This window comes from Pseudarthrobacter sp. NPDC058362 (assembly GCF_042723515.1).
Lineage (GTDB): Bacteria > Actinomycetota > Actinomycetes > Actinomycetales > Micrococcaceae > Arthrobacter.
In genome coordinates this window covers 21,278-39,635 of record NZ_JBHXIW010000009.1, presented here as the reverse complement: position 1 = coordinate 39,635, position 18,358 = coordinate 21,278, and the positions used below count along the sequence as shown (strand labels likewise).

18 protein-coding genes are annotated in these 18,358 nt (G+C 68.0%); 12 read left to right on the top strand and 6 right to left on the bottom strand.

Annotated features, from left to right (window positions below):
• Nucleotide 1: 1 nt before the first annotated feature.
• Nucleotides 2-628 (bottom strand): isochorismatase family protein, encoded by a 627-nt coding sequence (locus ACFWIX_RS14890; protein ID WP_377216909.1) that lies wholly within the window; start codon nt 626-628, stop codon nt 2-4.
• On the bottom strand, nt 628-1,956 hold the full coding sequence (locus ACFWIX_RS14885) for a nicotinate phosphoribosyltransferase (protein WP_377216908.1): 1,329 nt from the start codon (nt 1,954-1,956) through the stop codon (nt 628-630). The genes ACFWIX_RS14890 and ACFWIX_RS14885 overlap by 1 nt, the downstream gene beginning before the upstream one ends.
• A gap of 132 nt (nt 1,957-2,088) precedes the next feature.
• Here ACFWIX_RS14885 and clpS point away from each other — a divergent pair, with 132 nt between their 5' ends.
• From clpS to rdgB, 6 genes are all read left to right on the top strand, one after another.
• A complete protein-coding gene (gene clpS / locus ACFWIX_RS14880) occupies nt 2,089-2,469 on the top strand; it encodes an ATP-dependent Clp protease adapter ClpS (RefSeq protein ID WP_377216907.1) in 381 nt (126 codons plus the stop codon).
• Nucleotides 2,462-3,028, top strand: a complete 567-nt coding sequence (locus ACFWIX_RS14875) for a DUF2017 domain-containing protein (RefSeq protein ID WP_377216906.1) — start codon at nt 2,462-2,464, stop codon at nt 3,026-3,028. The genes clpS and ACFWIX_RS14875 overlap by 8 nt, the downstream gene beginning before the upstream one ends.
• 99 nt (nt 3,029-3,127) lie before the next feature.
• On the top strand, nt 3,128-4,114 hold the full coding sequence (gene murI, locus ACFWIX_RS14870) for a glutamate racemase (RefSeq protein ID WP_377216905.1): 987 nt from the start codon (nt 3,128-3,130) through the stop codon (nt 4,112-4,114).
• Nucleotides 4,111-4,908: an MBL fold metallo-hydrolase gene (locus tag ACFWIX_RS14865; protein ID WP_377216904.1), complete on the top strand. Its 798-nt coding sequence runs from the start codon at nt 4,111-4,113 to the stop codon at nt 4,906-4,908. Before murI ends, ACFWIX_RS14865 begins: the two co-directional genes overlap by 4 nt.
• Before the next feature lie 85 nt (nt 4,909-4,993).
• Nucleotides 4,994-5,752: a ribonuclease PH gene (gene rph, locus ACFWIX_RS14860; protein WP_377216903.1), complete on the top strand. Its 759-nt coding sequence runs from the start codon at nt 4,994-4,996 to the stop codon at nt 5,750-5,752.
• On the top strand, nt 5,749-6,429 hold the full coding sequence (gene rdgB, locus ACFWIX_RS14855; RefSeq protein WP_377216902.1) for an RdgB/HAM1 family non-canonical purine NTP pyrophosphatase: 681 nt from the start codon (nt 5,749-5,751) through the stop codon (nt 6,427-6,429). The genes rph and rdgB overlap by 4 nt, the downstream gene beginning before the upstream one ends.
• Nucleotides 6,430-6,438: 9 nt before the next feature.
• On the opposite strand, the gene ACFWIX_RS14850 is transcribed toward rdgB, so the two are convergent.
• Nucleotides 6,439-7,236 carry a DedA family protein gene (locus ACFWIX_RS14850; RefSeq protein WP_377216981.1) on the bottom strand — a complete coding sequence of 266 codons (798 nt, stop codon included), beginning with the start codon at nt 7,234-7,236 and terminating at the stop codon, nt 6,439-6,441.
• 67 nt (nt 7,237-7,303) lie between these two features.
• Here ACFWIX_RS14850 and ACFWIX_RS14845 point away from each other — a divergent pair, with 67 nt between their 5' ends.
• Nucleotides 7,304-8,329, top strand: coding sequence for an exonuclease domain-containing protein (locus ACFWIX_RS14845; protein ID WP_377216901.1), 1,026 nt, complete (start codon nt 7,304-7,306; stop codon nt 8,327-8,329).
• A 24-nt stretch (nt 8,330-8,353) separates the two neighbouring features.
• Nucleotides 8,354-8,833, top strand: coding sequence for a DUF4395 domain-containing protein (locus ACFWIX_RS14840; protein WP_377216900.1), 480 nt, complete (start codon nt 8,354-8,356; stop codon nt 8,831-8,833).
• Here the strand turns inward: ACFWIX_RS14840 and ACFWIX_RS14835 are convergent.
• On the bottom strand, nt 8,814-9,905 hold the full coding sequence (locus ACFWIX_RS14835; RefSeq protein ID WP_377216899.1) for an ADP-ribosylglycohydrolase family protein: 1,092 nt from the start codon (nt 9,903-9,905) through the stop codon (nt 8,814-8,816). The genes ACFWIX_RS14840 and ACFWIX_RS14835 overlap by 20 nt on opposite strands.
• 157 nt (nt 9,906-10,062) lie before the next feature.
• On the opposite strand from ACFWIX_RS14835, the gene ACFWIX_RS14830 reads away from it, so the two are divergent.
• Genes ACFWIX_RS14830 through ACFWIX_RS14820 form a run of 3 tightly spaced genes read left to right on the top strand, consistent with a single transcriptional unit; the run spans nt 10,063 to nt 15,152 of the window.
• Complete coding sequence (locus tag ACFWIX_RS14830) at nt 10,063-10,878, top strand: aquaporin (protein ID WP_377216898.1); 816 nt, start codon at nt 10,063-10,065, stop codon at nt 10,876-10,878.
• 54 nt (nt 10,879-10,932) lie between these two features.
• Nucleotides 10,933-12,111 (top strand): exonuclease SbcCD subunit D, encoded by a 1,179-nt coding sequence (locus ACFWIX_RS14825; RefSeq protein ID WP_377216897.1) that lies wholly within the window; start codon nt 10,933-10,935, stop codon nt 12,109-12,111.
• A complete protein-coding gene (locus tag ACFWIX_RS14820) occupies nt 12,108-15,152 on the top strand; it encodes an AAA family ATPase (protein ID WP_377216896.1) in 3,045 nt (1,014 codons plus the stop codon). Before ACFWIX_RS14825 ends, ACFWIX_RS14820 begins: the two co-directional genes overlap by 4 nt.
• A 27-nt stretch (nt 15,153-15,179) precedes the next feature.
• Here the strand turns inward: ACFWIX_RS14820 and ACFWIX_RS14815 are convergent, their stop codons facing one another.
• Nucleotides 15,180-15,926 (bottom strand): IclR family transcriptional regulator, encoded by a 747-nt coding sequence (locus ACFWIX_RS14815; RefSeq protein ID WP_377216895.1) that lies wholly within the window; start codon nt 15,924-15,926, stop codon nt 15,180-15,182.
• 230 nt (nt 15,927-16,156) lie between these two features.
• Here ACFWIX_RS14815 and ACFWIX_RS14810 point away from each other — a divergent pair, with 230 nt between their 5' ends.
• Complete coding sequence (locus ACFWIX_RS14810; protein ID WP_377216894.1) at nt 16,157-17,491, top strand: MFS transporter; 1,335 nt, start codon at nt 16,157-16,159, stop codon at nt 17,489-17,491.
• Between the two features lie 162 nt (nt 17,492-17,653).
• Here ACFWIX_RS14810 and ACFWIX_RS14805 read toward each other — a convergent pair whose 3' ends face one another.
• On the bottom strand, nt 17,654-18,301 hold the full coding sequence (locus tag ACFWIX_RS14805; protein ID WP_377216893.1) for a phosphoribosyltransferase: 648 nt from the start codon (nt 18,299-18,301) through the stop codon (nt 17,654-17,656).
• Nucleotides 18,302-18,358 lie beyond the last annotated feature (57 nt).

Here is an 18,358-nt window from a genome sequence, read left to right as displayed (position 1 = left end):
CTCAGGCCACGTCCACACCGCCGAGCTCCAGCTCAGCGACTGTTTCCTCAAGGTCTTCGGCGATCCCCGCAGTCAGCGAGCGGATCACAGTGACGGAATAGCCGGCCTGGACGGCGTCCAGCGCCGTAGCCCGCACGCAATAGTCCGTGGCGATGCCTACCACCACCACGTCTTCCACGTCGTGGCTCTGCAGCCAGTCGTCCAGTCCAATGGCGTCCTCATTGGGAGCGAACCGGTCCAGGTCCCCCGTGCCGGGCTGGCGTTCTCCGGTGGGGACGGCGTCCTCGGGCGCCAGCAGGCCCTCGAAGCCCGAGTAGGCTGCGGCGTACTGGCCCTTCTGGAAGTAGGCCTGGATGTACTCGGTGTCGAGATCCGGGTGCAGCTCCGCTCCCCGCGTGCCGGCCACACAGTGCGGCGGCCAGCTGTCCTTGAAATCGGGAGTGTCGGAGAAGTGGCTTCCCGGGTCGATGTGCCAGTCCTGCGTCGCCACGATGTGGTCAAAGGCAGCATGGTGCGAATCCACGTAGTCGCTGATGGCGCCGGCAACGGCGGCGCCGCCGGTAACGGCCAGCGATCCGCCTTCACAAAAGTCGTTCTGCACGTCGACAATGATCAGGGCGCGTGACATCAGTCCTCCTCATAAATGGTGGGGATGGCGGCCTCGCCGCGCTGGAGGCGGTTGACCACCAGAGGGAGTTCGGCCATCGAATCCGCGTGCCGCTGCCGTGCCCGGACCACGCCGTCATGGCCGGTCCAGCCCGGGAGGAGCTCGCCGTTCTTCATGAACTGCTGCAGCAGGGGCCGGTCGTTGCCGTCGTCCTCGGGCCGCTGGCCAACGCCCACCACCTCGGCAGTGGCGGTGCCGCGCTCGTTGAGCCTGCGCAGGGCGTACTTGCGGCCGCCGACGCTGGCCTTGTTCTTCGCCGCCTTTGCCACGGAAACGAAATTGCCGGCGTCGTCGGTGCGGCTGACCAGCTTGTAGACCATGCTGGCCGTAGGCGCTCCGGACCCGGTAACCAGCGAGGTGCCCACCCCGTAGGAATCCACGGGGGCCGACTGCAGCGCCGCGATGGCGAACTCGTCCAGGTCCGAGGTGACCACGATCTTGGTGTTCTCATTGCCCAGGTCGTCCAGCAGCCGGCGCACCCACTGCGCCTGGTCCACGAGGTCGCCCGAGTCCAGCCGCACCGCGCCCAGCCGCGGACCCGCAAGGTCAACGGCCCTGCGGACGGCCGCTTCGACGTCGTACGTATCCACCAGGAGCGACGTGCCCTCGCCGAGCGAGGCGATCTGGGCCTCGAAGGCGTCCCGTTCTGTGTCATGCAGGAGCGTGAAGGAGTGGGCGGCGGTGCCCACAGTCCGGATGCCGTAGCGGATGCCGGCCTCCAGGTTCGAAGTGCTGTCGAAGCCGGCGATGACGGCGGCGCGGGCAGACGCTGCGGCCGCTTCCTCATGCGTACGCCGCGAGCCCATTTCGATGCAGGGCCGGCCGTGGGCGGCACTGACCATGCGGGACGCGGCCGAGGCAATGGCGCTGTCATGGTTAAGTACGGACAGGATGTAGGTTTCCAGCATGCACGCCTCGGCGAACGTGCCCTCCACGATCAGGATGGGGGAGTGCGGGAAATAGGCGTCGCCCTCGGCGTAGCCCCAGATGTCCCCGCTGAAGCGGTAGGACGCCAGGAAATCCAGGGTCTTGCCGTTGACCACGTTGGTCCGTTCGAGGAATTCGAGTTCAGCATCTCCAAACCGGAAGTTTGCGATCCCCTCGAGCAGGCGGCCCGTGCCGGCCACGATGCCGTACCGCCGGCCATCCGGGAGGCGCCGGGCAAACGCCTCGAACACCGACTTCCGGTGCGCGGCCCCCGAATGCAGCGAGGCCTGGAGCATGGTGAGCTCGTAGTGGTCGGTGTAAAAGGACGTGCGGGGATGGTCCCAGCCGGCTGAGGTACTCACGAAAATCACTTTAGTCCCCACCGGCTCCCGCGTCTCGCTTCGCTTCGCTGCGGGCCCCTCGCCGGCGTGGCCCCACCCACCGGCTTCCGCGTCTCGCCGGTGTGGTTCCATTCATCCCCATAGAATGGACAGATGACCTTAAGCGTTACGCTCGGCCCTGACACCCAGGAGAGCACCCGGACCGGGACAGCGGAGGCCACAGCCTCCCTGACCGCCCCCGATATCCCCTGGAACCTGGTGGTCTGGAACGATCCCGTAAACCTCATGAGCTACGTCAGCTACATTTTCCAAAGCTATTTCGGCTACGCGGAGAGCAAGGCCAACAAGCTCATGATGGAGGTCCACAAAAAGGGCCGCTCCGTGGTCGCCTCAGGCAGCAAGGAACAGGTGGAACGCCACGCCGTGGCCATGCACGGTTTCGGCCTCTGGGCCACGGTGGAGAAGGCCGGCGGCGGTTCCGGCGGCTCAGGGAAATCCGGCGGATCCGGCCAGGGCAAGGGGAAACGTGGCTAAGGCATTCAAAAGCGGGCTTAAAGGCATTACCGGGTTCCTGGAACCGGCCGAGCGGGATCTCCTCCGCAGCCTTTTCAGCGACGTCATCTCCATGCTCGAGCCCGAGGAGCGGGAGGGGCAAGACCCTCTGGCCGCCCTGATCGGGCTGGATATGGACGTGGCCGAGCCGTCGGACCGCGCCATGAAACGGCTCCTTCCGAACGTTTCCAAGGACGACGTCGGCGCCTCGCTGGAGTTCCGGCAGCTCACCGAGCGCTCACTGCGGGAGACCAAGACCGGCGCCCTGCGGGCCGCCGCGCTGGACCTGGACAAGGACGAGATCATCCTGACGCCCCAAGGCGCAAAGCACTGGTCCATGGCGCTCAACGACGTGCGGCTCGTTCTGGCGGAGCGGCTGGACATCCGCGACGAGGCGGACGCGGACCACGTCCACAGGATGCAGGACTGGTCCCAGGCCGAGGACGTGGAAAGCTACCTGGCCCTGGTCTACAACTTCGCCACCTGGCTGCAGGAATCGCTGGTTCAGGCCATGCTGCAGTCGCTGGAACCCCGCCGGTGACCGTTGCCCCGCCGCGGCGGCCCTGTGAGAAACCAGACATGAGGCGAAGGCCACAACATCATGGCTGACACGCCCCGGACCACCTATCCTCGAATGATCATGACAACATCCCCGGGCACCCCCGCGCCGCTCCAGGACCCGCCTGCGGATACCGCCGCGCCGGTGGCCTCACGCCCCATCGGGGTGTTCGATTCCGGAGTCGGCGGGCTCACCGTGGCCCGCTCCATCATCGACCAGCTCCCCAACGAGTCCATCCTCTACGTGGGCGACACCGCCAACGGGCCCTATGGGCCCCTCCCCATCGCCGAAGTGAGGGCGAATGCCCTCGGCGTGATGGACGAACTGGTGGACTCCGGAGTCAAGCTGCTCACCATTGCCTGCAACTCGGCGTCGGCCGCTGTTCTGCGCGACGCCCGGGAACGCTACACCGCCAGGTACGGCATCCCGGTGATCGAGGTCATCCAGCCGGCCGTCCGGCGTGCCGTCTCTGCCACCCGGAGCGGCCGCGTCGGCGTGATCGGCACCTCCGCCACGGTAGGATCCCGCGCGTATGAGGACACGTTCGCCGCCGCCCCGGACCTGGCCATCACCTCCGTTGCCTGCCCCGCCTTCGTGGAATACGTCGAAGCGGGAATCACCACCGGCGCCGAACTGCTTGCCGTCGCTGAGGAATACCTGGCGCCGCTGAAGGCCGCGGAGGTGGACACTGTGGTTCTCGGCTGCACGCACTATCCGCTCCTCACCGGCGTCATCTCCTACGTCATGGGCTCCGAGGTCACCCTCGTCTCCAGTGCCGAGGAAACCGCCAAGGACGTCTACCGCGCCCTGGCCACGCACGGGCTGCAGCGGGCCGCCGCGGCGCCGCCGGAACACCACTTCGTGGCCACCGGGGACGCCCGCCAGTTTGAAACCCTGGCCCGCCGGTTCCTCGGCCCGGAGGTCCTTTCCGTGCGGCATGTCGACCACGTCGCCGCGCAGTACCCTACGGGCAGCCTTGCGCGCATCACGCCTGAGATGATCGCCGCCGCCCGGAACTCCCGGACGCGTCCGCGCATCTCCAACTTCGTGGGAGGACCGGAGCTGTGAAGCTGACCATCGTGGGCTGCACCGGGTCATTTCCCGGTCCCGGTTCGCCGGCCTCCTGCTACCTGCTTACCGCCACGGACGGCCAGCGGACGTGGAAAGTCGTCATGGACCTGGGCAGCGGAGCGCTCGGGGCGATCCAGCGCTACACGGACCTGGAGGACATCGACGCCATTTTCCTGACCCACCTGCACCCCGACCACTGCATGGACCTCTGCGGCCTGCACGTGGCGGTCCGCTGGAAACCGGGCGGCTGGGGCCGGGACCGGATCCCGGTATGGGGACCGGCAGCGACGGCGGACAGGATGGCCACCGCCTATGGCCTTGACCTGGACCCGGGCATGCATGAGGAATTCGACTTCACCAACTGGGCCGAGCGCGAGCCTGTGACCGTGGGCCCGTTCACCGTCACCCCCTTCGCGGTGAACCACCCGGTGGAGGAGGCTTACGCCCTGCGCGTGGAGGTGGTGGAACCCGACAAGGACGGCAGTCCGGTGTCCCGGACCCTGACCTACTCCGGCGACACGGATTCCTGCCCCGGCCTGGAAGAAGCCGCCAAGGACGCGGACCTGTTCCTCTGCGAGGCCGCGTTCGAAGAGGGCCGCGACGACGCCATCAAGGATGTGCACCTGACCGGAAAGCGTGCCGGCGAGGCCGCCGCGGCGGCCGGCGCCCGGCGGCTGCTGCTGACTCACATCCCGGTCTGGACCTCACCCACCACGGTCATGGCCGAGGCCCGGCCCGTCTTCGGCGGGGACGTGGCCGTTGCCGTGGCCGGAGTCCACTACTCCATCTAGGCTGTGCCTGGATTGGGGCCGGCAGTCCGTGAGCATTCCTGGGCCGGGCGTAAACCCGCGCCGGTGCAGTGGATAAGCTAATGGCATGACTTCTGAAGCAACTGCAGTACCCATCGTGCGTGCCGACGGCCGTGCGCCGGACCAGCTCCGGCCCATCAGCATTACCCGCGGCTGGTCCAACCAGGCCGAAGGCTCGGCCCTGATCGAGTTCGGCAACACCCGGGTCCTGTGCACGGCTTCCCTCACCGCCGGTGTGCCCCGCTGGCTCAAGGGCGAGGGGCGCGGCTGGGTCACCGCGGAATACGCCATGCTGCCGCGGGCCACCAACACCCGCTCGGACCGTGAGTCGGTCAAGGGCAAGATCGGCGGTCGGACCCATGAGATTTCCCGCCTGATCGGCCGTTCACTGCGCTCCATCATCGACACCAAGGCGCTGGGCGAGAACACCATCGTCCTGGACTGCGACGTTCTTCAGGCCGATGGCGGCACCCGCACCGCCGCCATCACCGGCGCCTACGTGGCGCTCGCCGACGCCATCCGCTTCGCGCGGGACAACAAGCTGATTGCGCGCACCGCAGAGCCGCTGGTGGATACCATCGCGGCCGTCTCGGTCGGGATCATCGACGGCGTTCCCATGCTGGACCTGCCCTATGTTGAGGACGTCCGGGCCGAGACGGACATGAACGTAGTGGTCACCGGCTCCGGGAAGTTCGTGGAGGTCCAGGGAACCGCCGAAGGTGCACCGTTCGACCGCGCGGAACTCGATGCGCTCCTGGACCTTGCCCTGCTGGGTACCGCGCAGCTTGCCGCTATCCAGCGCGAAACCCTGGCTGACACCCTGTGAGTGCAGAACTACGCGGAGGCGCCTCAGCCGCCGCGGGCGCCCAGGGCGCGCGGCTGGTGCTCGCCACCCACAACCAGGGCAAGCTCCGCGAGCTCCGCGAACTGCTTCGCGGGCAGGTGCCGGGGCTCGACGTCGACACCCAGGTAGTGGACGCGGCGGCGGCAGGTGCCCCCGACGTCGTCGAAAGCGGAGTGACGTTCGCCGAGAATTCGCTGCTGAAGGCACGGGCGGTGGCGGAGGCCACCGGGCTGGTGGCCATCGCGGACGATTCCGGCCTGGCTGTTGACGTTCTGGGCGGGGCGCCGGGAATCTTCTCGGCGCGCTGGGCAGGCCGCCACGGCGATGACGAGGCCAACCTGCAGTTGCTGCTCGCCCAGCTCAGCGATGTGCCGGACGCACACCGCGGCGCGGCCTTTGTTTGCGCCGCCGCACTGGCCGTCCCCGACACCGGCGGCCTGCGGGGGCGCGAGGTGGTGGAGTACGGCCAGCTCGAGGGCTTCCTGCTGCGCGAACCGCGTGGCGACGGCGGCTTCGGGTACGACCCCATCCTGCAGCCCGTGGGAGAAGACCGCAGCTGTGCGGAACTGACGTCTCCGGAGAAGAACGCGATCAGCCACCGCGGGAAGGCATTCCGTGCCCTGCTGCCGGCCATCGTCGAGGCCCTGGACCGCCCCTGACCTGGAGTCTTATTTCTCCGGCCGGATGCCCTGGGTGCTGCGGGGCGTGCGGTGCTCTTCTTCCGGCGCGTGCTCCTCGATGAACTCGTCCACAGGGTCGGTTCCGTAAGCTTCGGCCTGGCGCCTGGCGGACATGCCGCGCAGGACTTCGACGCCGATGGGCAGCACGGAGACGAGGACGATGGCGATGAAGATGATGTCCAGGTTGTCGCGGACCCAGGGGATGCGGTCGCCCAAGAGATAGCCCAGGAGGGTGACTCCGCCGCCCCACAGCAGGGCGCCGATGACGTTGTAGAGGAAGAACTTCTTCCGGCTCATCTGTGCAACGCCCACGATGACGGGGACGAAGGTGCGGATGATCGGAACGAACCGGGCCAGGATCAGCGCCTTGCCGCCGTGCTTTTCGAAGAAGGCATGGGCGTTTTCCACGTTTTCGCGCTTGAACAGGCGCGAGTTGGGCTTGTTGAAGATGGCCGGACCGGCTTTGGAACCGATGAGGTAGCCGGTCTGGTTGCCGATGATTGCGGACACCACGATCAGCAGGGCGAACAGCCAGATATTGAACTTGATGGTCTCCGTTGCCACCAGGAGGCCGGCAGTGAACAGCATGGAATCGCCGGGGAGGAAGAAGCCCACCAGCAGTCCGGTCTCGGCGAAGACGATGCCGCAGACCAGGAGCACCACCCAGGGAGCGAGGGCGGGATCAGCCAGGAAGACCTGGGGGTTCAGCCAGTCAGGCAGGAACGAGGCCAGCTGGGGCTGGACCGGTCCTGCCCCGCCCAGCATGGACACGGCGAGGTCGTTTATCACAGGAAAGTTCACCCCTCAAGGGTACTTGACGGGTTTGTGGGGTCACCGGCGGTAAAGTGGGCGCGTGGGTTTGGACTTTACGGCGATCGACTTCGAAACGGCCAACGGCTTCCGCGGATCTCCGTGTTCCGTTGGCCTGACCAAGGTGCGGGACGGCCGGGTCGTGGAGGAAGCGTCCTGGCTGATGCGGCCCCCGGCCCGTCACGACCATTTCGAGCACCACAACGTCCGGATCCACGGCATCACTGCTGCGGATGTGGCGGGCATGCCGCGCTTCGGGGACCTGTTTCCGGAAATCGGCGCCTTCATTGGCGACGACATCCTGGCCGCCCACAACGCAGCTTTCGACCTGGGCGTGATCCGGTCCGCCCTGGAAGTGTCCGGGCTGCCCGGTCCCGCGTACGACTACGTGTGCACGGTGATACTGTCCCGCCGCTGCTACTCGCTGGTGTCCAATTCGCTGCCGTTCGCCGCTGAAGAGGCGGGCGTGCCGCTGCTGAACCACCACGACGCCGTCGAGGATGCCCGCGCCTGTGCAGGCATCCTCGTTGATATCGCCCGCCGGAACGGCGCCAACAGCTTGGCTGAGCTGTTCCTGTCGTTGGGCCTGGCCATGCCCCGGCAGCCCGCCTTCGATCCTGGTACGGGAGTCCTGTCCAAGCCCAGCATCGCGGCCATGGCACAGGCTGCCGCCGGGGGAGCGCCCCCGGCCCGGCTGTTCCGGGGCTGGCCGGAGGAGGGGGAGAACCCGCTGCCCAACCCGGACGCCGAACCGGACCATCCGCTCTTCGGCCAAACCGTAGTGTTCACCGGGCAGCTCGCCATGGCCCGCCCGGAAGCGAAGCTCCGTTCCGCGGAGCTGGGGGCGCGCACGGAAAGCCGGGTGACCGGCCGCACCACGGTCCTGGTGGTAGGCGACGGCTTCGACGCCACGGACCTGCGGTCCGGCAGGCTGACGGGCAAGGCGCGCCGCGTCCTGGAACTCCACGGCCGGGGCCAGGCCATCGAGGTGCTGTCCGAGGGTGAGTTCCTGCAGATGGTGGGCAATGGCGCATCCGTTCACAGGAGGCAACAAAGCTTCTCCGCTTAGCCGGCGGACCCCTACCCTTGCTCTATGCGCTCCCTTTTTGCCTTCCCGAATCCCGTCAACGAGTACGCGGCACGCATTACGGCCGGCCTCGTGGTGCTGCTGGCGCTTGTTACAGCCGTGTCAGGTTCGGGCTGGGGCCTCCTGGCGATCGCCGCCGGTTTCTGGCTGAGGGTCCTGTTCGGCCCCCGCATCTCACCGCTGGCGCTCCTGTCCGTCAAGGTCATCGCGCCCAGGCTGGGCCGGACCAAGCTGGTTCCGGGCCCACCCAAGCGCTTTGCGCAAGGCATAGGTGCGGGGATGTCCACCCTGGCGCTCGCCCTGTTCGTCGCCGGTGCACAGCCCGCTGCCTGGACGGTGCTGGGAATCCTGATGGTGGCAGCCTCCCTGGAAGCCTTCGCCGGATTGTGCCTGGGCTGCCGGGCCTTCGCTCTCCTCCAGAGCCGCGGGCTGATCCCCGAGGACGTTTGCGAGGCGTGCAACAACATCAGTCTTCGCCGGTCGTAACCTTCACCAGCCGGGCGGCCATCCCACGGACCACGTCACGGCCCTCCAGGGCCTCCAGCCATTCCTCCGGCAGGCATTCCTCGCCATACAGTGCGCCCAGGATGTTGCCGGCAACCGAGGCCGTGGAATCGCTGTCCCCGCTGTGGTTGACGGCAACGGCCAGCGCCTCGCGGAAATGCCCTTCGGCCTCCTCCCGAGTGCCTGCGCCTCCGCCCGGCAGGGTTGCCAATGCGGCGTAAAGTCCGACGGCGAGAGCCTCCTCCGCGATCCAACCCTCCCCGAGTGCCTGGTTAAGTTCCTCGGGGGAGACAGCGCCCCTGGCCGCCAGGTCCAGGGCAGCGGCCAGGCGCTCAGGCAGCTCAGCCGCAACGTCCGGCAACTCGCGGGCTGAGGCGGCCACCGCGGCTGCTGCCTCCTTCAGGCCCTCCCCGGACACCAGCCGGTGGATGAGGAGGCTGAAGGTTCCGGCACTCTGGCGCGCCGACGGATGTCCGTGCGTCAGGGCGGCGGCGTCGGCACTTAGCTTATAGACGGCGTCGGACGCTATATGCGGAACAAGGCCGAACGGCGCTGAGCGCATTACGGTGCCGCAGCCCTTGGAACCGGGGTTGACCGGGCGGGCGGACGTGCCCATCTCCCCGCTGGCCAGGCCGGAAATACAGGCCTTGCCGGGGTGCCGGCGGTGGTGCAGCACTGCCTGGCCGTCGATCCAGCGCGGCTGCGGTGCCGGCGCGGACGGGCCGGCGTCCTCGCCCTGGGTGGCCAGCCAGCGCAGGTAGGAGAGCCACAGGCAGGCGTTCACGTCCGCTCCCACGCCCGAATTCGCCCATTCCAGCGCTTCTGCGAGCCCGTCGACGGTGTAGAGGGTCATTTGGGTATCGTCCGAAAACACGCCCCCCTCGGGGAGCTGCGCAAAACCGGTCAGCCCCCGCCCGCCGAACCGCTGCCGGATGCCGGCAATGGAATCGAATTCGACGGCGTACCCCAGCGCGTCGCCCAGCGAACCGCCCAACAGGCAGCCGTGGATGCGGGATTTCAGACTTGGGGCAGGAAATACGGGGACGTTGCTCATGGCCCAAATTTACCGTGGCCCGTACGGGCGCGGGGACCGGGCGGCGCGCTCTTGCCGGCACCGGTCCTGCCCGGCGTCCAAAACTGTGGCCCGGGCTGGAATAATGGTCTGGTTGTCCCTTTGCAGCCCCGTTCCCGCACCTACCCCGAGGTCACACATGAGCATGCCCGGCACCGACCGCCACGACACCTTGCTGCCCGGAACGGCGCCCGCCGAGTACGGGTTGGCGCCCCGCCTTGCAGCCGAGGCCTTCGGAACCCTGTTCCTGGTGCTGGCCGCGGTCGGGGTACCGCTGTTCACCATCCCGCAGTCCAGCCCGCTGCCCGCCCCGCTGGCTGCAGGCCTGGCCGTCACGGCAGCAATGCTGGCGTTCGGGCATGTATCCGGTGGCCACTTCAATCCGGCCATTACGCTGGGGCACCTGCTGGCCGGTCGGATCCGGACCGTGGCGGCGGCTGGCTATGCCGCCGCGCAGCTGGCCGGGGCTGTAGCGGGCGCGCTGGTGCTGTACGGGGTCCTGCGGACCCTTCCCGGCATCGCGGACAGCCGGACAGCGTTCGACACCGTCAGCCCGGGCTACGGTGCGCACTCCATCATTGAGGCACCACTGGCAGCTGCGTTCCTGCTGGGGATGCTTGGTGCAGCCGTGATCGTCGCCGTGTTCCTGGGGGCGGCTGGCCGCGACAACTCGAACACAGCGGCGGCGGCGCTCGCGGTGGGCCTGAGCTTTGCCGTCCTGCTCCAGCTGGGCCAGGCCATTGGGAACCTGCCGTTCAACCCCGCCCGCGCCGCAGCCTCAGCCGTGTTCAGCTCTGCCTGGGCCATGGAGCAGCTGTGGGTTTTCGTCCTGGCTCCGCTGGCGGGTGCTGCCATCGCCGGCCTGGTCTTCCGTGCTTTGCCTTCCCCGTTGGCGTCAGTGCCCGAGGACGAACCGGCAGCGCCTGCGGACCTGCCGGCAGCGCGCCTCCCGTAGAGGCCCGCCCACCGTCCGCCACGTTCTGTCAGTGCCAGCCGATAGCGTAGGAATATGCGGTTACTTCACACTTCCGACTGGCACCTGGGCCGGTCCTTCCACGGAGTCGGCATGCTCGATGCCCAGCGGGACTTCGTTGACCAGCTGGTGGACGCCGTTACGCGCCACGGGGTGGACGTGGTCCTGATCGCCGGGGATGTCTACGACCGGGCGCTCCCCGGCGTGGATGTGGTCCGCCTGCTTGATGACGCGCTGGTACGGCTGACATCTGCCGGCGCACAGGTGGTGCTCACCAGCGGAAACCATGATTCGGCCATCAGGCTGGGGTTTGCCTCCCGGCTGCTGGAACGCGGGGGCGTGCACCTTCGCACCAGGCTCGAAGGACTTGCCGAGCCCCTGGTGCTCCCGCTGGAACCCGGTGCAGGGGCAGGCAGCGCTGTCCTGGCCGTCTATGGCATCCCATGGCTGGAACCCCGGCTCGTGGCGGACCAGCTGGGGGTGGAGACCGCCAGCCATTTCGAGGTGACCCGCGCTGCTGCCGAGCTGGTCCGGACGGACATCCAACGCCGCTCCGAGGAATCGCCGGTGCATTCGGTGGTCCTGGCCCATACCTTCGCCAGCGGAGGCATCAGTTCCGACAGCGAACGGGACCTGAGCATCGGCGGCGTGGGGGCAGTGCCGCTGGACCTCTTTGACGCCTTCACCTATACCGCACTCGGCCACCTGCACGGCCGGCAGGAACTCTCAAATTCGGTGCGGTATTCGGGGTCCCCCTTGGCCTACTCATTTTCGGAAGCAAACCACCGCAAGGGTGCGTGGCTGGTGGACATCGGACCGGACGGGCTGGAGGGGGTCAAGGAGGTGACCTGGACGGCGCCCCGGGCCCTGGCCGTGCTGCGCGGCAGGCTCGAAGACCTCCTGGCGTCCAAGGAATTCGGGTGGGCCGAAGCCGCATACTGCCAGGTTACCCTGACTGATGCGCAGCGTCCCGTCCGCGCCATGGACCGCCTGCGGGCCCGTTTCCCCGACACCCTGGTGCTCGGCTTCGACCCTGAGGGCGGCCCATCCGGCACGTCCGCCACCTACAGCAGCCGGCTCGCCGACGCTCCGGATGACCTCGCGGTGTGTTGCGGTTTCCTGTCACACGTACGCGGCCGGGAAGCCGATGAAGCGGAGCAGGCTGCCCTCGCCGCTGCCCTTGAAAACGTTCGTCTCCAGGAGGTGTCGCGGTGAGGATCCATTCCCTGCGGATTTCCGGCTTCGGCCCGTTTGCCGGCACCGAGGATATCGACTTCGACCGGCTCAGCGCCCACGGGCTCTTCCTCCTGAACGGTCCCACCGGTGCCGGGAAGACCAGCGTCCTGGACGCCATCTGCTTCGCGCTCTACGGTTCGGTGCCCGGCGCCCGGCAGGAGGGAAAGCGGCTCCGCAGTGATCACGCCGATCCGTCGCGGGAACCGGCGGTGACCTGCGTCTTCTCGGCCCAGGGGCGGCGGTTCGAAGTGACGCGATCGCCGGCCTGGGATAAGCCCAGTGCGCGCGGGCGCAACGGTTTTGCCACGCAGCAGGCCAAGACGCTTCTTCGGGAGCGGGTTGGGACGGACTGGAAGGAGCTGTCGGCCCGCAATGATGAGGCCGCTGCAGAGATCATGGCCGTGCTGGGCATGGACAGGGAACAGTTCACCCGCGTGGTTATGCTCCCGCAGGGGGACTTTGCCGCCTTCCTGCGGTCCAAGGCCACGGACCGGCTGGAGCTGTTACAGAAGCTTTTTGGGACCGAGCGGTTCGAAGCTGTGGAGCAGGACCTGGCCCGCCAGGCGCAGTTGGCGCGCCAGGAAGTTGCCGCAATCTCCGGCCAGCTTGAAATCCTGGCGGCCCGGGCCGAATCGGAAGCTGCAGCCCTGGGCCTCCCGTCGGATGATCAGCCGGACACGGCTGCCGAGGCCCGGATTGCCGGGCTGCAGGAGGCGGCCGTGGCCCGCCTTGCGGCGCTGAAGGACGCAGCCGGCGAGGCGGAGAGGGCCAGCAGGCAGCGGGCAGCGGCAGCCGAGGCCGAGGAAGCCCGGACCGAACGCAGGCGGCGGCTCGACGCCGCGTCTGTCCGCAGGGCTGCGGTTGAGGCAGGTGGGCAGGAGCTCGAGGGCAACGTTCTCCGGCTTGCGCGGCACCGCCAGGCAGAAGTGCTGGCCGGCCACCTTCACAACGTCGATGCCGCCGCCGCAAAGGTGCGCGCCGCCGCCGGTGCAGCAGGCTCCTCCCTCACCCTGCTGCGGGTTTCTGCAGCGGAAGAAGCGGAACTGACTGGTCTGGAACTGAGGGAAGCGGAGGCCCTGCCGGCGAACGCGGCGGCTGAACTCGGCCGGCTGCGTTCCCTGCAGGCAGTGGTGGAAGCGCGGCTCCCGGACGAGGAGCGGCTCCAGTCGCTCCGGGCAAGGAAGACCGGGCTGGTCAAGGAACAGGAAAAGCTGGCGGCGGCCCTGGCTGCTGTCAGCAGGACCTCGGCGAACCTGCAGGGCGAACAATCCCGCCTGCTCGAGGAACTGGAACCCCTGGAACGCCGGGCGGCAGCGGCTCCGCTGCTGGCCAAGGACGCCGAGAATGCCAGGGAGCTCCTGGACGTGGTTCGGCAGCACCGGCTGGCTGCCGTCGCAAGGGACGCTGCCACTGGCCGCTGGCACGAGTCCCGCAGCCGCCAGCTTGAAGCCAAGCAAGCCTGGCTGGACCTACGGGAAGAACGGCTCGCCAATGCCGCGGCCGAGCTCGCGGCCGGCCTGGCAGACGGAGCCCCCTGCCCCGTCTGCGGCAATGCCAAGCATCCGGACCCGGCCACAGGGGGTACGGCAGGTCCTGGCCTGGCACAGCAGGAGGAAGATGCCCGGCTGGTCTACGAGGACGCAGACGCGGCACTCTCCGAGGCAGCCCGCAGCCTGGCTGAAGCGGAGCAACTGGTGGCCGTGCTCGCCGGCCAGGGAGGCGGCACCGCAGAGGAAGACGCAGCAAAGGCCTGCGCGGAAGCGGTCCGTGCGGCAGGCGATGCCGCGCGCGCCGCAGAAGAACTTGAAACCCTGCGCTTCCGCCTGAGCGTCCTCAAAGAAGACCTTGACGCTGCGGCCGAGTCACACCAGGAAACAGACAAAGAGCTTGCCGCCGCCGTGTCGGCCGCCAAGGACCTGGCGGCGCAGGAGGAGGCCCTCGACCAGGCGCTGGCCGAACTGCGCGCCGGTCAACCGACGCTGGCACGCCGGCTGCGGTCACTGGGCAAGGCCGTGGCCGTCCTCGACAAGGCCGTGGAAGCGCACGCAGTCCTGGCAGCGGCCCAGGAGCGGGAGCGGGAAACCGTCGGCCAGTTTGAGCTCGCCCTGCCCGACGCAGGCTTCAGCTCGGCGGCGGAAGCCCGCGCGCAATTGCTGGACACTGCTGCAGCGTCGGCCCTCCAGGAGGCCGTGCGCGCCGCGCAGGACGAGGCCGCCCGGGTCGCCGAGCTCTTCGAGTCCGAGGACATCGTCCGGGCGTTGGAAGAACAGGCCGCCGGCTTCGAATCTGATCCGCAGCGACTGGACCTGTTGCGCGCAGAAGCCGCGGAGGCTGGCCGCGCGGCGCGGGAGGCCGAGGTTGCGGCGGGAGTGGCGGCCCGGTGCCTTACTTCGCTGCAGGGCATAGCGGCTGAATACCACGAGGCGGCGGGGGCCTCGCGCGGCCCCGCCGAGCGGGCGCAGATGCTGGCGGGCCTTGCTGAAGCCGCGTCCGGCCGCGGCGAGAACACCTACCGGATGAGCCTGAACAGCTACGTCCTGGCCGCCCGGCTTGAGCAGGTGGCCGTGGCAGCCTCCGAGCGCCTGGTGGCCATGAGCGACGGACGCTACCTGCTGCAGCATACGGACGCCCGGGCAGCCCGTGGCGCCAAATCCGGGCTGGGCCTTGAAGTGGTTGACCAGTGGACCGGCCACCGCCGGGACACCTCCACCCTCTCGGGCGGAGAGTCCTTCATGGCCTCGCTCGCGCTTGCCCTTGGGCTGGCGGACGTGGTCCAGCAGGAGGCAGGCGGCGTTGAAATCGAAACGCTCTTCGTGGACGAGGGTTTCGGGAGCCTGGATGAGCAGTCGCTGGAGCAGGTCATGGATGCCCTCGAGGGGCTCCGTGACGGCGGCCGCGTGGTGGGCCTGGTAAGCCATGTCGCCGAAATGAAGCAGCGGATCGGCACCCAACTGCAGGTGCTGAAAGGCCGGAACGGGTCCACCCTGCAGATTTCCGAGGCTCTGGAAGCCGCAGCGTAGGTCACTGCACCTAGGTGAGCACTGCACCTAGGCGAGCTGTTGCTCGATTCTGGCGGCGCTCTCCGCCAGCGCCGGTCCCACCACTGTTTCGGGGTCGTGCGGGGAGCTGATATAGACGACGGCCAGAGCGGCGGGACGTCCGCCCGGGACCCGGACGGGCGCAGCCAGCGAGGATACCCCGGCGATCACTTCATCATGGCTCGCCGAGAAACCCTTGCGGCGCGCCTCCGCCGCCTCTGCCCGGTAACCTACGCCGGTGCCCAGACGCTCCCATTCCGCCTCGGTCAGCGCGGACTGGATGGCAATGCCCGGCGCTCCGGCATTGATGGGGTGCCGGGTTCCGGGGTGCTGGGCCACGGTGGCGCCGGAATGCCGCGGTTCAACGGTCACGAGCGTGATGCAGTCGTGGTGGTCCCACACCGCGATGAACGCGGTCATGTCGAGGCCGTTGGCCAGTTGGGTCAGTTCGGGCAGCGCCGCGGACTGCAGGTTGCGGGAGACGCCCCGGGCCAGGACGGCGAGTCCGGGGCCCGGCTGGACCCGGCCGGCGTCGTCCCTCACCAGCAGCGAGTGGTCCTCCAGGGTGCGCAGGATCCGGTACGCAACGGAACGGTGCACCCCCATGGCGTCTGCCAGTTCGGCGATGGTCAGGGGGCCGGAGGAGGCGGCCAGGATCTCGAGCGCCCGTATTCCCCGTGACAGCGTCTGGGAGGGGGAAGCCTGGGCAGGTGAGGCGCCGGCCACAGCCGATCCGGGAACGTTCATGCGCTCCATCCTAGGTGTGCCACGGGCCGGAAGGCCCTCGTGTAACGGGGAACCCACCCGTAGTGTTCTCACTGCGAATTACCAGTTCAATTATAGAACTGAGGACGCGAAAGCCTGAATCTTTGGGAAATCGTGTCGTGTCTCACAATTTCGTAGTACCCTACTAACTAACTGACCGTTCTGTCGGTAATCATGAAGGCGACCCGGTGGCGCAGCCGCCAATAAACAATGGAGTTTCAATGACCTCACCTTCCGCGGTGGACACACCCGCTGGCCCCAGCAGCCGGCGGGAGGAGCGCAAAGTCCTCGCAGGCACCCTCGTCGGCACCACCATCGAGTGGTATGACTTCTTCATCTTTGCCCAGCTGACGGCTACGCTGCTGTCGCCCCTGTTCCTGGCGCCGTTGAACGAGTCCAACCCCGGCCTGGCCCAGATCCTCTCCTTTGCCCTGATCGGCATCAGCTTCCTGTTCCGCCCCCTCGGCGCGGTCATTGCCGGCCACCTTGGTGACCGGCTGGGACGCAAGGCCATGCTCGTTTTCACCCTGGTGATGATGGGTGCTGCCACCGCCCTGATCGGCATGCTTCCCACTTACGCGCAGATCGGTGCCTGGGCTCCGATCCTCCTGATCCTGCTGCGCATCGTGCAGGGCTTCTCCGCCGGCGGCGAATGGGGCGGTGCGGCACTGATGGCCGTGGAACACGCGCCCCTGCACAAGCGTGGCCTGTTCGGCGCCTACCCGCAGATCGGTGTCCCGGTCGGCATGATCCTCGCCACCGGCCTCCTCTACTTCCTGAACACCAGCATGTCCAAGGAAGACTTCGCGTCCTGGGGCTGGCGGGTGCCGTTCCTGCTCTCCATCGTCCTTATTGTGGTGGGCTACCTGATCCGCCGCGCCGTGGCAGAGAGCCCGGTATTCAAGGAAATGGCTGCACGCAAGGCCGAAAGCAAGGCGCCCCTGGGTGAGCTGCTCCGCAGCCACAAGCTGCCGGTCCTGTATTCGACCATGATCTTCATCGCCAACAACGCCGCGGGCTACCTCCTGATTGCATTCTTCATCGCCTACGCCACCCGGACCCTGAAGATGCCGGTGCCCGAAGTCCTGCTCGCCACCACCCTGGCCTCCTTCGGCTGGCTGATCTTCACCCTCGCGGGCGGTTGGCTCTCGGACCGGATCGGCCGCGTCAAGACCTTCCTTACCGGCTACGCGATCGTCTTCGCCTGGATGCTGCCGATGTTCGCGCTGATCGATACCAAAAACATCTGGCTGTACGGCGTGGCGCTGTTCGTCCTCACCATCGGCCTGGGACTGTCCTACGGCCCGATGTCCGCGATGTATGCGGAGATGTTCCCCGCCCACGTGCGGTACTCGGGCATCTCCATCGGCTACGCCTTCGGCGCGATCCTGGGCGGCGCATTTGCGGCGACCATCGCCGAAGCGCTGCTGCAGAGCACCAAGTGGGCCGGCTCCATCGGCATCTACATCATGGTGCTGTGCGTCATTTCGGCCATCGGCGTGGTGCTGGCCAAGGAGACCAAGGGCAACCCCCTCGGCGTCAGCAGCCACCACTAGCATCCGGCCCGCCAGGGCAGGAGCTCCACCCCGATAACGCTCGACGGCGGGTCCGGACCATCGCGGTCCGGACCCGTCTCGCTGCCCCCGCCAATCCGGAGCCCGGCGTGCTGCAAGCCCGGCGCAGGGCTGCGACTATGGACGGGAACGGGCCGGGGACCGCTAGTGCCTGAGGAAGCTGATTGCGTCGTCGTCTGTTAGCTGCTCAAACCGGTCGTAAAAGCTGCCCACCGCACCGAACTTTCCCGGCAGGTGCGGGCACAGGACCGCATCGGAGGCTTCCTCCACTGAGGCGACCGCTTCGACCGATGCCACCGGTGCGGCGGCAACCACGGCAGCGGCGCCTCCGCCCCGGACGGCCTCGAGGGCGGCCCGCATCGTGGCCCCGGTGGCCAGGCCGTCGTCCACCAGGAGCACGGTTTTGCCAGCGACGGCATGCTCCGTCCCAGGGTAGAGGTCCACGCGCCGGAGCAGTTCCGCGCGTTCCCGTTCCTCCACCGCGTCCAGCAGTTCCTGCCGGGCCCCCTCTTCGAGGATGCGCCGCACCAGGGATGTGTTCAAAAGGCGCACGATGCGGCCGTTGGCCCAGGCGAGGGCGCCGAAGGCAGTCTCTTCATGGCCGGGGATGCCGAGCTTGCGGACCAGCACGGTGCCCAGCGGCAAATGCAGTTCCTCCGCGACCGCGGCTGCCACCGGAAGACCGCCGCGGGCCAGGCCGAAGACCAGCGTGTCCGGCCGGTCCCGGTAGCCGGCCAGCAGCTCAGCCAGGCGAATGCCTGCGTCGGTGCGGTCCTTGAATCGCCTGCGCATGTGTCCTCCCTGTGTCTTTCTTCAGGGTACCGCCGGCACTCGTCCCGGGCCCCCGGT